8 protein-coding genes are annotated in these 15319 nt (G+C 67.4%); all 8 read left to right on the top strand.

The genetic code is table 11. From position 1 onward, the window contains the following. Nucleotides 1–139 precede the first annotated feature (139 nt). Complete coding sequence (locus FOB47_RS02290; RefSeq protein WP_174779824.1) at nt 140–5692, top strand: trifunctional serine/threonine-protein kinase/ATP-binding protein/sensor histidine kinase; 5553 nt, start codon at nt 140–142, stop codon at nt 5690–5692. A gap of 19 nt (nt 5693–5711) precedes the next feature. After that, the gene (locus FOB47_RS02285; RefSeq protein ID WP_174779823.1) at nt 5712–6380 is read left to right on the top strand and encodes a response regulator transcription factor; all 669 of its coding nucleotides are present in this window, start codon (nt 5712–5714) and stop codon (nt 6378–6380) included. Nucleotides 6381–6410: 30 nt separating this feature from the next. Beyond that, nucleotides 6411–6791, top strand: coding sequence for a response regulator transcription factor (locus FOB47_RS26345; RefSeq protein WP_174779822.1), 381 nt, complete (start codon nt 6411–6413; stop codon nt 6789–6791). Then, entirely contained in the window at nt 6683–9385 is a 2703-nt protein-coding gene (locus FOB47_RS02275) for an ATP-binding protein (protein ID WP_420839242.1), read from the top strand. Before FOB47_RS26345 ends, FOB47_RS02275 begins: the two co-directional genes overlap by 109 nt. Nucleotides 9386–9562: 177 nt before the next feature. Beyond that, complete coding sequence (locus FOB47_RS02270) at nt 9563–10231, top strand: (2Fe-2S)-binding protein (protein WP_064576271.1); 669 nt, start codon at nt 9563–9565, stop codon at nt 10229–10231. Continuing rightward, on the top strand, nt 10231–11214 hold the full coding sequence (locus FOB47_RS02265) for an FAD binding domain-containing protein (protein ID WP_174779820.1): 984 nt from the start codon (nt 10231–10233) through the stop codon (nt 11212–11214). Before FOB47_RS02270 ends, FOB47_RS02265 begins: the two co-directional genes overlap by 1 nt. A 52-nt stretch (nt 11215–11266) precedes the next feature. Further along, on the top strand, nt 11267–13492 hold the full coding sequence (locus tag FOB47_RS02260; protein WP_174779819.1) for a xanthine dehydrogenase family protein molybdopterin-binding subunit: 2226 nt from the start codon (nt 11267–11269) through the stop codon (nt 13490–13492). 23 nt (nt 13493–13515) lie between these two features. Beyond that, nucleotides 13516–15264, top strand: coding sequence for an FAD-dependent oxidoreductase (locus tag FOB47_RS02255; protein WP_174779818.1), 1749 nt, complete (start codon nt 13516–13518; stop codon nt 15262–15264). Nucleotides 15265–15319 lie beyond the last annotated feature (55 nt).

The raw sequence follows: 15319 nt of genomic DNA, 5'->3' as shown, positions 1-15319 counted from the left end.
TCGAGCGGCATACCGCGGGCTGGATAGTCGGCACGGTTCGCGCGATCATATGGCACCCCGACGGCCGCGCTGGCCGCGGCTACACGACTACGCGGACCAGTCCGACAAGGGAGACAGGACGTGCACGGAGATCGTCGCGATGCATGACCCGCGCCCAGCCGGCGGCTGGTTCGGCGGCCACATCGAACTGCTGTCCGACGAGCCCGATCGCCGGATCTATCGCGGACACCCCTCCCCTGCGAAGCCCCTTGCATCTGCGCTGCTGGTGGTCGAAGCGGTCGGCCGCCCCGGCCGCAAGCCGGATTGCGCCCGCCTGCGCCACGAAGACCGGCTGAAGGAGCGGCTCGATGGCGAATGGGCGGTCGTTCCGCTTGCCTTCGTCGAGCAGAGCGGCGCACTGCTGCTGCACGATCCGGGCGGCGACATCGCGTCGCGGCTGGCCGGGCCGGCGCTGGCCATCGAGCGATTCCTGGCCATCGCGATCGCGCTGGCCACCGCCGTTTCGAAGATGCACCAGGCGGGATGGCTTCACCGGGATATCCGTACGGGAAACGTCCTGTTCGATGCGGCGACGGGCACCGCCCGCCTGACCGGCTTCGGCATCGCGGTGCCGCCCGGCCAGGATCCGGGAGACGAAGCCCCAACGTTCGGCACGTTCGCCTATATGGCACCGGAGCAGACCGGCCGCATCCATCGGCGCGTCGACCAACGAAGCGACCTGTACTCGCTGGGCGTCACGCTTTACGAACTGCTCACGGGCACGTTGCCCCTGACCGCATCGAGCCCGGCGGGATGGATCCATGGCCATCTGGCCAGGCAACCCACTCCGCCCATGCACCGGCGTGAATCGGTGCCGGCGCAGCTCTCTGACATCGTGATGAAACTGCTCGGCAAGAGCCCGTGCGACCGCTACCAGAGCGCGAGCGGGCTGGCATCCGATCTTGCCCGTTGCCTGGCGCAATGGGAGGCCGACCGGACGATTCGGCCGTTTCCCCCCGGGGCGGGCGAATCGCCCGAACGATTCCGCTTCCGCGAAGGACTCTATGGCCGCGACGCCGAGCTGGCGCAGCTCGAAGCCGCTTATGCCGACGTCGCCAATGCGGGCGGGCGCCGGGTGGTGCTGGTCTCCGGCTATTCCGGTATCGGCAAGTCCGCGCTGATCGACGCGTTGCGCAAGACCCTCGCGGCGTCGACCGCCCCCTTCGCGATCGGCAAGTTCGACCAGTACAAGCGCGCCGAGCCGTACACAGCCGTGGCGCAAGCACTCCAGCCTCTGGTTCGCGAGCTGCTCGGCAAGACCGAGCATGAGCTGCAGGCCTGGCGTGCGCCGCTGCAGGCGGCGCTGGGCGGCCATGGCGGCCTGATCGTCGACCTGATCCCCGACTTGAAGCATCTGCTCGGCCCGCAGCCGGAGATCTCGGAGCTTTCCGGCACCGAGGCGCGGGCGCGCTTCCTGCGCGTGTTCCGCAGCTTCATCGGGGTATTCGCCCGTCCCGGGCATCCGCTGGTCCTGTTCCTGGACGATCTGCAGTGGCTGGACACGGCGACGCTGGACCTGTTTCGCGACCTGGCAACGCATCCCGACATGGCCAACCTGCTGCTGATCGGCTCGTACCGCAGCAACGAAGTGGAAGGCCGGCCGGAACTCGCCAGCCTGCTCGCTGAACTTCACGCCCAGCCCAGCCCGCCGCTGGATATTTCGCTGCGCGGCATCGGCAAGGCGCAGGTCGCGCAGATGATCGCCGACGCGGTGAAATGTCCTGTCAGCGCGGTGTCCGCACTGAGTGCGTGCATCCTGGACAAGACTGGCGACAATCCGTTCTTCATCGTGCAGTTCGTCGCCGCGCTGGCGGACGATGGCCTGCTGGTCTATGACGTCCCGAGCCGCGGCTGGGGCTGGGACCTCGAGCGAATTCGCCGGCGCGAGATCGCCGACAACATCGTCGGTCTGATGGTCGAGCGTTTGACACGCCTTTCCGAGGCGTCGCTCCACGCGGTCACGGTGCTGGCCTGCATGGGAAGCCGGACGCCGGCGTACAAGCTGGCCATAGCACTGTCGGCCAGCGAGAAGGACGTCCGCCGCCATCTCGAGGAAGCGATCGCGCTCGGACTGGTGCTGCGGTATTCGAGCGAGTACGCCTTCGCTCACGACCGCGTCCACGAGGCCGCCTATGCGCTGCAACCGGATGCCGCCAGGAGCCAGATGCATCGGCGCATCGGGATGCTGCTGCTGAACAACACGACGGACGGAGATCTCAACGACCACCTTTTTGAGATCGTCGGCCATCTGAATCGCGGCGGACCGATCTCGGCGGCGCAACGGCCGCACGTTGCGGCGCTGAATCTGCGCGCCGGCCGCAAGGCAAGGGCCTCCACCGCCTACGCGGCGGCATGCGACTACCTGGCGACCGGCCGCGCTCAACTGGCCAGCGCCGATGAACGCGATCAGCGCGCCCTGGCATACGAGCTCGCCCTCGAACATGCCGAATGCCGCTTCCTTGCCGGCGGCGTGGCCGAGGCGAAGGCCATGATCGGCGAGCTGTTCACGCTCGCCCGCACCGAACTGGAGATCGCCGCGGCCAATCGCCTGAAGATCGAGTTGCACATGGTCAGCTCGGAGAACGATCTGGCCGTCGACACGGCGGTCGCGGCACTGAACCGGCTCGGCATCCCGCTGGACGCCCATCCCTGCGCCGACGACGTGCACCTCGCCCTCCAATCGGCCTGGCGCCGGTTCGACGAGCATGCCGTGCGGTCGATCGCCGGCTTGCCGGCCATGACCGATCCGCTGCGGCTGGTGTCGATGCGGCTGCTCGCCGATACGTGGCCGGCGGCAAGCTTCACCGACTTCAGGCTGGCCATCGTCGTGGTCTGCAACATGGTGACGCTGAGCCTCGACCATGGATCGGCCCGCTCGTCCAACCAGGGATTCGCGCTGTTCGGATTGCTGATGGGCCCCGCGCTGGGGCGCTACCGCGAGGGATATCGCCTGGCCCTGGACGCATGCGAGCGGGCCGCGCAAGCCGCCCAGGCCGCCACCAGCCGTGAAACTTCCAGGACGTTCAATACGATGGCATTGACGGCGGCCTGGACGCAGCCGCTGGAGAAAAGCGTCGAATGGTCGCGCCTGGCCTACCAGAAGGGCATCGAGGCGGGCGACATCTATTTCGCCTGCTTCTCCGCCTTCCACTGCGCCATCCATCGGTTCATGCAGGGCCGCGATCTTGCGGAGGACGCCCGGATGTGCCTTGCCTACCTCGGTTTTGCGCGGGAAACCGGATTCCAGGACGGCATCGCGCTGCTGACGACACTGGAGCGCACCATTGCCTGCCTGCGCGGACAGACCCGTAGCCTGACTGACTTTACGGGTGACGACTTCGACGGCACCGCGTTCGAAGCCGACGTCCGCGGACCGCGGCTGAATGTCGTCTCCCAACTCTACTGGACGTCGATGACCATGCTGCTCTATCTGGCCGGCCAGTACGACGCGGCGCTCGCGGCATCGAAGCGATTCCAGCAAGGGCCGCCCGGCCAGATCCACCTGGTCCGCCATCTCGAGTACCGGTTCTATACCGGGCTGGCCGCCGCGGCCGCCTGGAATTCGGCACCCGAGGAGCGGCGTCCGGCGCTGCGCGCGCAGCTCGACGAGCACTATCTGACGATCCGCAAATGGGCCGCCGAATCGCAATCGCGCACCTTCACCGACAAGCACCTGCTGCTGGGCGCCGAGATCGCCCGGATCGAAGGTCGCACGCTGGAAGCCGGCCAGCTGTACGAACGCAGTGCACGGGCCGCCGGCAAGAACGGATTCAGGCATGTCCTGGCGCTGGCGGCCGAGCTGGCCGCGCGCTTTTACCAGGAGCGAGGGCTCGAACGCATCGCGGCCATCTACCAGCACGACGCCATCGAGGCCTACTGGCAGTGGGGCGCCCGGGCCAAGGCGGATCAATTGCAACGTGCCCATCCGATCGCCGGTCGATTCACGGCGGATGCAGCGGAGCCGGCTCCGACGGCAATGATGCCGCTGCACCAGTTCAGCTTTGCCGATTTCGTCAAGCGGCCGTCGCCGGTCAACGACGATTTCGCGCTCGACAGGCTGCTGGTGACGGTGATGCGTGCCGTGCTCGAGTCCACGGGGGCGCAATGCGGGGCGCTGCTTCGCCTGCATCATTCGAACGAGGTGGAGACCATTGCTTCGGCCCGCTTCGCCGCGGAAGGCGTGGCGGTCGACCTCGGCAATGGCGACGCGCCGCGGCGCTGGCCCGAAGCGATCCTCCGGCATCTGGTCAAGCGCGGCAAGACGTTGATCGTGGACGATGCCCGCGGCGACGAGCGGTTTGCGGGCGAGCCGGCCGTGGCCCGCCAAGGCCTGCGCTCGGTGCTGTGCCTGCCGATAGCGGGCTTCGGTGGGCAGATGACCGTGCTCTATCTCGCGCACAACGACACCCCGGGCGCATTCCGCTCGACGCGGCTCGACATCCTCGAGATACTGGCCACGCATGCTGCCGCCGCGATCGAGAACGCCAGACTGTATGCCGAGCTGGAAAAGCGGGAAGCGCGGCTGCGGCTGCTGGTGGAATCCGACGTCATCGGGATCCTGTTCTGGGACCTGAATGGCAACGTCACCTACGCCAACGATGCGTTTCTGGCGATGACAGGCTATGACCGGTCCGATGTCGAGCGGGGCGGCATCAGCTGGCGCGAGATGACCCCGCCGGAATGGCGAACCAAGATGTCGGCAAAGCTGCAGCAGCTGCGGGAAACAGGCGCGATGGCGCCTTGGGAGAAACAGTACATCCGCAAGGACGGCACGCGCGTCCCGATCCTGATCGGCGCGGCCATGTTCGACGAAGCGCGCAGCGGCGTCGCCTTCTTGCTGGACCTGTCGGACCGCAAGGCCGCGGAGCAGCGGGCGCTGGACAGCGAAAGGCGCAGCCGCGAGCTGCATGTCGAGCTGGCCCATGCCAACCGCCTCGCCACGATCGGCCAACTGTCCGACTGGATCGCGCACGACGTCAAGCGTCCGCTCGCGGACATCGCCGCCAGCGGCATGGCGGCACTGGCCGAGCTGGCGGCAGAAACGCCGCACCTGGACAAGGCGCGGGATGCGCTGCAGCGCATCGTTGGCGGCGGCATGCATGCGGCCGAAGTCCTTGACCGGACACGGGAACTGGTCAGGAAGGTCGCTCCCGCCGCGGAAGCGGTCGATATCAATGAGGTGGCTGCCACGACGATCTCATTGATCGCGCCGGAGGCGGTCCGCAAGGGCATCGCGATCGAGACCACGTTCGGCCGCTCGCCGATGCGGCCCACCGCGGACCGGGTACAGCTGCAGCAAGTCATGCTGAACCTGCTGGTCAACGCGATCGATGCCATGAGCGGCGCGTCCGAGGCTGCCCGCACATTGACGGTGCTGACGGACGGCGATCATCCGGACGGTTATCTGATCGAGGTTCGCGATACTGGCCCCGGCTTTCCGTCGCTGAACGGCCGCGACTGCTTCGACGCCTTCGTCACGACCAAGCGCGGCGCGCTCGGCATGGGCCTGTCGATCTGCCGATCGATCGTGGAAGCGTTCGGCGGCCAAATCGCGGCGACGTCGAACCGGCCGCATGGCGCCATCCTGCGCGTGGTGCTGCCACGGGCCGCCACCGAGACCGGTGCGCCGCAGGGCGCGCCGCCGCCACAATGACAACCGCCATGGAACGGACATGAATCGGGACAGCACAGTATTCGTCATCGACGACGACCCCTCGGTACTGGAAGCCACCACGGACCTGTTGAAGTCCATGGGGATGGGCGTGGTGGCATGCCGGTCCGCGCAGGAGTACATCGCCTGCGAGCGGCCGCAGACGCCGTCCTGCCTGGTTCTCGATGTCAGGCTGCCGGACATCAATGGCCTGGACCTGCAATGCGAGCTGGCCGGCGGCGCGCATCCGCCGATCGTATTCATCTCCGGCCATGGCGACATCCCGATGACGGTGCGCGCGATGCGCGCCGGTGCCATCGACTTCCTGTCCAAGCCGTTCAGCGACGATCAACTGGTTACCGCCGTGGCAGCCGCACTCGCCAAACACCGGCAGACGCTGGCACAGCGCACCGAAGTGGCGGACCTGCTCCGGCGCCATGCACTGCTGACACCCCGCGAGCGCGAAGTCTTCGCATTGGCGGTCAGCGGCCTGCTGAACAAGCAGGCGGCGGCGCAGCTGGGCATCAGCGAAGTCACGCTGCAAATCCATCGGCGGCAAGTGATGCGCAAGATGGCCGCCGGCTCCTTCGCCGAGCTGGTTCGCATGTCGGTACAGCTCAATGCCTTCGGCTGCCAGGACGTCGCGCCGGTTCGACGCGGCAATCCGCAGGCGGACCATTCCCGCGGATAGCGGCCGGCTGGAAAAGCAAAGGTAAAGGCAATGGTATTCGCGCCGGACTCAGTGGTTGCCGTGATCGACGACGACCCGACGATCGTCGAGTCGATTTCCGACCTTCTTGCCTCCGTAGGCCACGCCACGCTGTGCTTTGCAACGGCCACCGCGTTGCTGGAGTGCCCCTATCTCGATGCCATCGCATGCCTGATCTCGGACATTCGCATGCCGGTGATCAACGGATGGCAGCTTGCCGCGATCCTGCAGCAAAGGCGGCCGGGCCTGCAGGTGATATTGATGACGGCACACGATCCAGCCGAATGCGGTACGCATGCGCTGCCGCCGGATTCGGTACGGATACTGCGCAAGCCATTCGAGGCCCAGCAGTTGTTGAGCGCCGTCGAGCACGCCATTGGCTCCAGACGATGATCGCCTCGACATCCGTACCAGAGTACGAGCCCGTCGACCTGCTGCGCCAGGCGACAAGGCAAGCAGCGGCAAGCGGCGATGCCGGCCTTGCCTGCCGGCTGGCGAACCGGATCGGCATGTATCTACTGATGCGCGGCCACGCACTGCAACAGGACTACGACGAAGTCCTCGCTTACCTCGAACTGGCACGGGCCTCGGGATCGTCCGAGTCCACGAAGCTGGTGGAGGTCCCGGAGCGGACGTTTGCATGCCTGATGGGAAAGTCCTGCCATCTTGCGGACTTCAACGATGGCGCCTTCGATGGCCGGCGCTTCGAAAGCAGCGTCGCCGGTTCGGGCATGACCTTGCTGGTTCATTCCTATTGGGCCAGCAAGGTCATGCTCCACTACCTGGCGGGCGATCCCAACGCCGCTCTGGCTGCCGCTGCAGCCGTGTTTGGCGAGCGATCCGGGCACAATCCGGATGCCTTCGATGCCGACCACCCGGAACAGGCCGAATGCCACTTCTTCACCGCGCTGGCGATCTGCGCGACCCTGCGCAATGTCACCACGCGGAACGCCGAGCCCCTGCGCGCGCGCCTGGCCCGGCATCGGGCGCTGATCGGCGATTGGGCGCGGGCCACGGGCACGGCGATGGCCGCCTGTCGCCATCTGTTGCTGAGCGCCGAGATCGCGGACCTCGATGGCGACGGGCTGGCGGCGGAAAAGCTGTACGACGACAGCGCGCGCGCGGCCCGGCTGCACGGCTCGTTGCTGATCGAAGGACTCGCACGCGAACTGGCCAGCCGCTTCTATGCAACCCGTGGGCTCGGCCGGATCGCCACCGCCTACATCGACGACGCGCTGGACTGCTATGGTCGCTGGGGCGCCGAGGCCAAGGTCAGGCTGCTCCGTCGGTTCCATCCGCGGCCCCGTGCCCGGCTGCCGGACGGATTGGCGGCTCAGGCGCGTGCAGGCGCGTCCGGGCAGACCGATCCGCAGACAGGCGACGGGATAGAGCCGGGCGCGGCCTATGGCGACGGCACGACCGCGCGCCTGACCATCAACCTGATGCAGACGCTGGCCCAGCACGCGGGCGCAGCACGTGCGGTGCTTCTGCTGTCGAGGGACGATACCCTTTCGCTGGCTGCGGAAGTCACCATCGACGGCGAAGGGACCCGGGTGAGCCTGCCCGACGACGGCAAATGGAGCGCCGCGGTACCGGAAGGCCTGATCCGCTTTGCATTGCGAACCGGTGAAACGGTCCTCGTCGACGACGCCGCCGCCGACAGCCGCTTTCAGCACGACCCCCACGTGGCCCTTCATCGCGTCAGATCGGTACTGTGCCTGCCGGTCGTCGCGCATGCCAGGCTGAAGGCGGCGCTGTATCTGGAGAACAACCTGATGGCCCGCGTCTTCGCGCAGGCCCGGCTGGACCTGCTCGAACTTCTTGCGACGCTGGCCGCCTTGTCGCTGGAGAACGCGCGGCTGTACGCCGATCTGCAGAACCGCGAATACAGGCTGCGCCGGCTGTTCGAGGTGGACGTCATCGGCATCGTGCTGTGGGATCTCGACGGCCGCCTGCTCGACGCCAATCAGGCCTTCCTGAACATGGTCGGCTACAGCCGCGAGGATGTCGAAAACGGCGCGATGAACTGGTTCGAGATGACGCCGCCGGAATGGCGCGACCAGGTCGTTCTTGAAATGGACGAAATCCGGCGGACCGGCGCGCTGCGTCCCATCGAGAAAGAGTACTTTCGCAAGGACGGCACCCGGCTTCCGGTCCTGATGGGCGCGACCGCCTTCGACGAGTCCGTTCAGCAAGGGATCGCCATCGTGCTGGACCTGAGCCAGCAGAAGCAGGCCGAGGCGCGGGCGCTCGCCATCGAACGCCGCAATCGGATGCTGCATGCGGAGCTGGCCCACACCAACCGGCTGGTCACGATGGGCCATCTGTCGGCATGGATCGCGCACGACGTCAAGCAGCCGCTGGCCGGACTGGTCACCAGCGCCAATGCCGGATTGCGCTGGCTCGCGGCAAACCCGCCGAACATCGAGGCCACCGTACGCGCGCTCGAGCGCGTGATGCGCGACAGCGCAAGGGCGACCGACATTCTGGACCGCACGCGGGCCCTGATGCGAAAGGCACCGGCGCGTGTCGAAGCGGTGGATATCAACGCGGTCATCGACCAGACGCTGTCGCTGGTCGCCGCCGAGGCCGACAGCAAGGGCATCGGCATCGTGCTGGCGCTGCATCCGGGCCCGCTGTTCGCGGCCGCCGAGCGCACGCAGTTGCAGCAGGTCGTGCTGAATCTGCTGATCAATGCCGTCGAAGCGATGGATGCCGACGCCGCTGGACATCCGCGCGAACTGCGCGTCGTCAGCGGACTCGATCCGATGGGCCGCGTGGTGGTCGAGATTCGGGACACCGGACCAGGGCTGCCGACGGCCGATGGCAAGGACTGCTTCGAAGCCTTCTTTACGACGAAGCCGCGCGGGCTCGGCGTCGGCCTGGCGATATGCCGGTCGATCGTGGAAGCGTTCGGCGGACAGATCTGCGCCTTGCCGAATCCGCCGCGAGGCGCGACGTTCCGCTTCCTCGTTCCGGCGCGCTGAAGCCGGCGGGCGACGGGTCCACGGCAGACTCGTTGCGCTGGCCTTGTATTGCGCTTGTATCGGCCTGGTTTGGCCCGAATCGGCATGCATTGGGTCTTGTCGCGCGGACCGCGTCCGCAACGCCCGACCGCCCACTACCATGAAATCTCCTCCTTCCCCCACCCGGAGATCAGGCCCATGGGCGATACAGCAAACCACGACGGCGAGCACCAGCTCGACGACGCGACCGGCGCGTTGAAACCACGACTGACGCGGCGACGTTTCCTGCAATCGGTCGGCGCATCAGGCGTCGGCGCAGCCAGTGTCGGCTGGATCCCGACGGCATCCGCGGCGCCCAGCGGCGGCCCTGCCGGCCGCGAAGCCGCCGATGCGCGTGCGCTGACGCTGAAGGTCAACGGAAAAACGCACACGCTTTCCGTGGCCAACAACGCGATCCTGCTCGACGTACTGCGCGATCAATTGGGCCTGACTGGCACCAAGAAGGGCTGCGACCATGGCCAATGCGGCGCCTGCACGCTGCACGTCAACGGCGTGCCCGTCAATGCGTGCCTGTCCCTCGCCGTGATGCACCAGGGCGACGACATCACCACGATCGAGGGCCTGTCGCAAGGCGAACGGCTGCATCCGGTGCAACAGGCGTTCTGGGAACACGACGCCTACCAGTGCGGCTACTGCACGGCGGGCCAGATCATGTGCGCCGTCGGCGTGATCGGCGACAAGCGTATCCCCGCCGACGACGCATCGCTGCGCGAAGCGATGAGCGGCAACATCTGCCGCTGCGGTGCCTACCGCAACATCGTCACGGCGATTCAGGACGCGCGCGGCAAACTGCGGGGAGAGAGCTGATGCGCAACTTCGAATTCTCGCGCGCGGGCAGCATCGACGAAGCGATCGCGCTGCATGCCGGTGCCGGCGACACGGTCTATCTTGCCGGCGGCACCACGCTGCTGGACCTGATGAAGCTCGACATCACGCGACCTGCCCGGCTGGTCGACATCCACCGGCTCGGGCTCGACCAGATCGAAGTGGGCGCGGACGGCCGCGTGCGCATCGGCGCCATGGTCAGCAATACGGAACTGGCGCGGCACCCCCACATCCAGCGCCACTACCCGGTGCTGTCCCAGGCCCTGCTGTCCGGCGCCAGTACCCAGCTGCGCAACAAGGCCACCACGGCGGGCAACATCATGCAGCGCGTGCGCTGCGGCTACTTCCGCGACGGCGTCTCGCCGTGCAACAAGCGCACGCCGGGGTCGGGATGCCCGGCGATCGAAGGGCTGAATCGCAATGTCCATGCCGTGCTCGGCGGCAGTGAACACTGCATTGCGGCTCATCCGTCCGACATGTGCGTGGCCATGGTGGCGATCGGCGCGACGATCCAGCTGCAGGGTCCGAATGGAAGACGCGAGGTGCCGTTCGCGCAGTTCCACCTGCTGCCGGGCAGCGAGCCGTGGAAGGAGCATGCGATCCAGCCCGGCGAGCTGATTACGCACGTCACGCTCGACCCGCCGCTGGCGCAAAGCCGGTCCGCCTACCTGAAGCTGCGCGACCGTACCTCGTATCAGTTTGCGCTGGCATCGAGCGCCATCGTGCTGGTGATGGACGGCAACGCCGTGCGCGATATCCGCATTGCGCTGGGCGGCGTCAGCACCAAGCCGTGGCGCGCCGAAGGCGCCGAGGCGGTATTGCGCGGCCAGACGCCGACGCCGGCGCTGATCCAGTCGGCCGCGGCGGCGGCGATGACCGGGGCCAAATCGTACGGGCAGAACGGCTTCAAGATCCTGCTCGGCCAGCAGGCGGTGTCCCGCAACCTGTCGACGCTGCTCGCGTAGCGCCCGTTTGCCACCTATCGATCCGCAGCCCATCCTGTTTCCGGAGATCCGCGTGACTACCAACGCCATTGGCGCCTCGCCGCGCCGTATCGATGGCCGCCTCAAGCTGACCGGCGCCGCCCCCTATACCGCCGACCGGCGCTTGCCGGGCATGTTGTACGCCTACGGCGTCTTCAGCACCATCGCCAGCGGCCGCATCGAACACATCGACGTCAGCGAAGCCATGCGCACGCCAGGTGTGGTCGATGTCCTTCATCACAATCGCTTCCTGCCGCTGCATCGCATTCCGAAGAATCCGATCTCGGCAACGGCGATCCTGACGACGGCCATCACCGACGAGCATCGGCTGCCGTTCGAGGACGCGACCATCCACTACGCCGGCCAGTTTGTCGCGCTGGTCATCGCCGATACCTTCGAGCACGCGCGGGAAGCGGCCTACAAGGTAAAGGTCAGCTACCAGCAGACGAAAGCGCTGGCGAACCTCGAACAGGCGCTCGCCGCCGGCAAGCCGCAGGACGGCGGACGGGGGCACGCACGCGGGTCGGCGGCGGCGGTCTTCGAGCAGTCGCCGGTCAGAGTCGATGCGACTTACCACACGCCGGTCGAGAGCCACAATCCGATGGAGATGAACGCCACCGTCGCCTGGTGGGACGGCGGCCGCCTGCGGGTCTACGAGGCATCCCAGGGCGTCACGGTCCATCGCAACACGCTGGCGCAGATCTTCGGACTGCCGCCCGAGTACGTCACGGTCGAAGCGCCGTTCATCGGCTCCGGCTTCGGCTGCAAGCTGTTCCTGTGGCCGCATTCGGTGGCGGCCAGCGCGGCGGCCCGGATGACGGGCCGGCCGGTCAAGCTGGTGGTGCCGCGGGCGCAGATGTTTACCGCGACGGGACACCGGCCGGAGACGAAGCAGCGGCTGCGGCTGGCCGCCGACGCGAAAGGCCGGATCACGTCGATCCGGCACGAGTCGATCAATACCACGTCCTTCATCGAGCAGTACGTCGAGAACTGCGGCGGCATGACAAGCAGCATTTACGCGTGCCCGAACGTCCTGGTCAGCCACCACACTGCCGAGGTGCACCGCGGCGCCCCCACGTCGATGCGGGCGCCCGGCGCGGCCCCGGGGCTGTTCGCACTCGAATCGGCGATCGACGAACTGGCGCTGGCCTGCGGCACCGACCCGGTCCAGTTCCGGCTCGCCAATCTGTCCACGCGCGACGAAAGCCTGAATCTGCCATGGTCCAGCAATCATTTGCGCGAGGCCATTGCCAAGGGCGCCGACAAGATCGGCTGGACCAGGCGCGATCCGCGCATCGGCTCGATGCGGGTCGGCAACGAGATCGCCGGATATGGAGTCGCGGTCTGCAACTGGGACGCGTGGCGTACGCCGGCGCAGGCGCGCGTGCAGCTGCGTGACGACGGTACCGCGATCGCCTTCTGCGCGATCCAGGACATCGGCACCGGCACCTACACGATTGCGGCGCAGACCGTCAGCGAGCTGACGGGGCTCGGCCTGGACAGGATCGAAGTCAAGCTGGGCGACTCCTCGTTCCCCGCCGCGCCGGTCTCCGGGGGGTCGTGGGCGACCGCCAGCGTATTGCCGGCGATCGCCGAGGCGACGCGCAACGCCATCGCGCAACTGGGCGGCATCGCCACGCAGCCCGGCGGCGAGTTCGCCGGCGTCAAGCCGGAAGCGCTGCGCATGCGCAAGGGGCAGCTGACCGATGGCAAGCGGGCGATCGACTTTGCCGACGTGCTTCGCGCCCGGCGCTTCGCCAATGCCGAAGGCCATGCGCATACGGGCGGCACGCCGACCGACAAGGTGTCCTTCATGTCCTTCGGCGCCCATTTCGTCGAAGTGCGGTGGGACCCGGGCATTTCGCGGCTGCGCGTCGCGCGGGTCGTCAGCGCGATCGATGTCGGCCGCGTCATCAACCCCGTCATGGCGCGCAATCAGGTCGAGGGCGCGATCGTGATGGGGGTCGGCATGGCGCTGTTCGAAGCGACGGAATTCGACGAGCGCAACGGCATTCCGGGCAACAACAACTGCGCGGAATACGTGATGCCGGTGCACGCGGACCAGCCGGAGATCGACGTGATCCTGCTCGACTATCCGGACCTAGCGTTCAACGAGTTCGGCGCGCGCGGAATCGGCGAAATCGGCATCACGGGGTTGGCGGCGGCGGTTGCCAACGCGGTCCACCATGCGACCGGCAAACGGATCCGCGATCTGCCGATCACGATGGAAAAGCTGATGGACCTGCCGGCCCGGGCGTAGCGGGCGGCCAACCAGGAGCAGGCATGGATCCGACGGTCCCGCCCGACGCAGCAGGCGCGCGACAGCAGGTCGAAGCGCAAGACGATGACGGCGCGCTGGTAGCCGATGGCGGCGTGCGCGATCATCCGCGCTTTCACCAGATGTTTCCGGTGCTGGCGGACGCCGACATCGAACGGGTGCGACGCTTCGGCTCGCTGTGCCACTTCGCCGCCGGTGACTATCTGTACCGGGCCGGCAGTCCATGCCCCGGCGTGTTCCTGCTGTTGTCGGGCAAGGTGCGGATCTCCGGCCGCGATGGATTGCGCGCCGGGCAGACCATCCACGTCTATAGCCGCCGCGGGGAGTTCACCTCGGATGTCACGCAGCTGTCGAACAAGCCGGCCGTCGTCGATGCCTGCGTGGTCGAGGATGTCGAAGCGGTGCTGTTGCGTCCCGACGAACTGAGCAAGCTGATGATCAACGAGGCGGACATCGGCGAGACCATCATCCGGGCGCTGATCCTGCGACGGGTGCTGGTGCTCGAGCGCGGCCACGGCGTCGTCCTGCTCGGTCGGCCGGGCGATGCGCGAACCCGGGGCTTGCAGAACTTCCTTCGGCGCAATGCCTTTCCGCATACCACGCTCGATGCCGAGCAGGATGCCGACGCCATCGCGCTGCTGGCCCGGCTGACGCCAAGACACGACGAGTTTCCTCTGGTGGTATGCCCCGATGGCCGGGTGCTGCGCAATCCAGACGAGCGCCACCTGGCCTCCTGCCTGGGCCTGATTCCGGACTTCGACCCGGCCCATGTCTATGACGTGGCCATCGTCGGCGCCGGACCCGGCGGATTGGCCGCGGCCGTCTACGCCGCTTCCGAAGGACTGTCGGTCGCCGTGCTCGATTGCCGTGCGCCCGGCGGGCAGGCGGGCACCAGCGCCCGCATCGAGAACTACCTGGGCTTTCCCACCGGCATCACGGGCCAGGCGCTGGCCGGCCGGGCGTTCGTGCAGGCGCAGAAGTTCGGCGCGCATATCGGCATTCCGTGCGAGGTCACGTCGCTGCACTGTGACCGGCATCCGCGCTGTGTCGAGCTCGCCGATGGCCGGCGCATCAGCGCGCGCACCGTGGTGATCGCCAGCGGCGCCGAATACCGGCGTCCCGATCTGGGCAATCTGGCCAGCCTCGAATGTTCGGGGGTCTACTACTGGGCCACGCCGGTGGAAGCCAGGCTCTGCCGCAAGGAGCCGGTGCTGCTGCTTGGAGGCGGCAACTCCGCGGGGCAGGCCGCCGTCTTCCTCGCCAGCCACGCCGAACACGTGCACATCTTTATCCGGGGCGCGAGTCTCGCGCTCGGCATGTCGCGCTACCTGGTCGATCGCATCGGCTCGCTGCCGAACGTCACCGTGCATACCCGGACCGAGCTGACGCAGCTCGAGGGCGAGGGAAGGCTCGAACGCGTGCACTACCGCGGCGCCGGCGGCATCGAAGGTGCCATTTCTGCGCGCCATCTGTTCGTCTTCATCGGCGCCGATCCCAAGACGGGCTGGCTGGGCCCCTGCGGCATCGCGCTGGACAGCAAGGGCTTCGTGCTGACCGGCGCCGACCTGCCATCGCCTTCGAGCGCGGAGCTGCCGCTGCAAACCAGTGCGGCAGGCGTCTTTGCGATCGGCGACGTGCGTTCTGGATCGACCAAGCGTGTCGCCTCGGCCGTTGGCGAGGGGGCCGCCGTCGTGTCCCAGATTCACCGCTTCCTGAGCGACCATGCGCTGACCGCGACAGCGGCCCGCGCATGACCCAACGTGGAACGGATCCACTGTTCCATGCAATCCGCGCCGGCAATCGCGGCGC

Origin of the sequence: Cupriavidus gilardii (assembly GCF_013347325.1) — a bacterium.
GTDB classification, from domain to species: domain Bacteria; phylum Pseudomonadota; class Gammaproteobacteria; order Burkholderiales; family Burkholderiaceae; genus Cupriavidus; species Cupriavidus gilardii.
Note: the sequence above shows the minus strand (reverse complement) of the source record. Positions and strands in the feature narration are given on the sequence as shown.

Bases quoted from the DNA above. Each gene is read 5' to 3' on its own strand.
- FOB47_RS02290 (WP_174779824.1), top strand. From the start codon at position 140: ATGCATGACCCGCGCCCAGCCGGCGGCTGGTTCGGCGGCCACATCGAA.
- FOB47_RS02285 (WP_174779823.1), top strand. From the start codon at position 5,712: ATGAATCGGGACAGCACAGTATTCGTCATCGACGACGACCCCTCGGTA.
- FOB47_RS26345 (WP_174779822.1), top strand. From the start codon at position 6,411: ATGGTATTCGCGCCGGACTCAGTGGTTGCCGTGATCGACGACGACCCG.
- FOB47_RS02275 (WP_420839242.1), top strand. From the start codon at position 6,683: ATGCGGTACGCATGCGCTGCCGCCGGATTCGGTACGGATACTGCGCAA.
- FOB47_RS02270 (WP_064576271.1), top strand. From the start codon at position 9,563: ATGGGCGATACAGCAAACCACGACGGCGAGCACCAGCTCGACGACGCG.
- FOB47_RS02265 (WP_174779820.1), top strand. From the start codon at position 10,231: ATGCGCAACTTCGAATTCTCGCGCGCGGGCAGCATCGACGAAGCGATC.
- FOB47_RS02255 (WP_174779818.1), top strand. From the start codon at position 13,516: ATGGATCCGACGGTCCCGCCCGACGCAGCAGGCGCGCGACAGCAGGTC.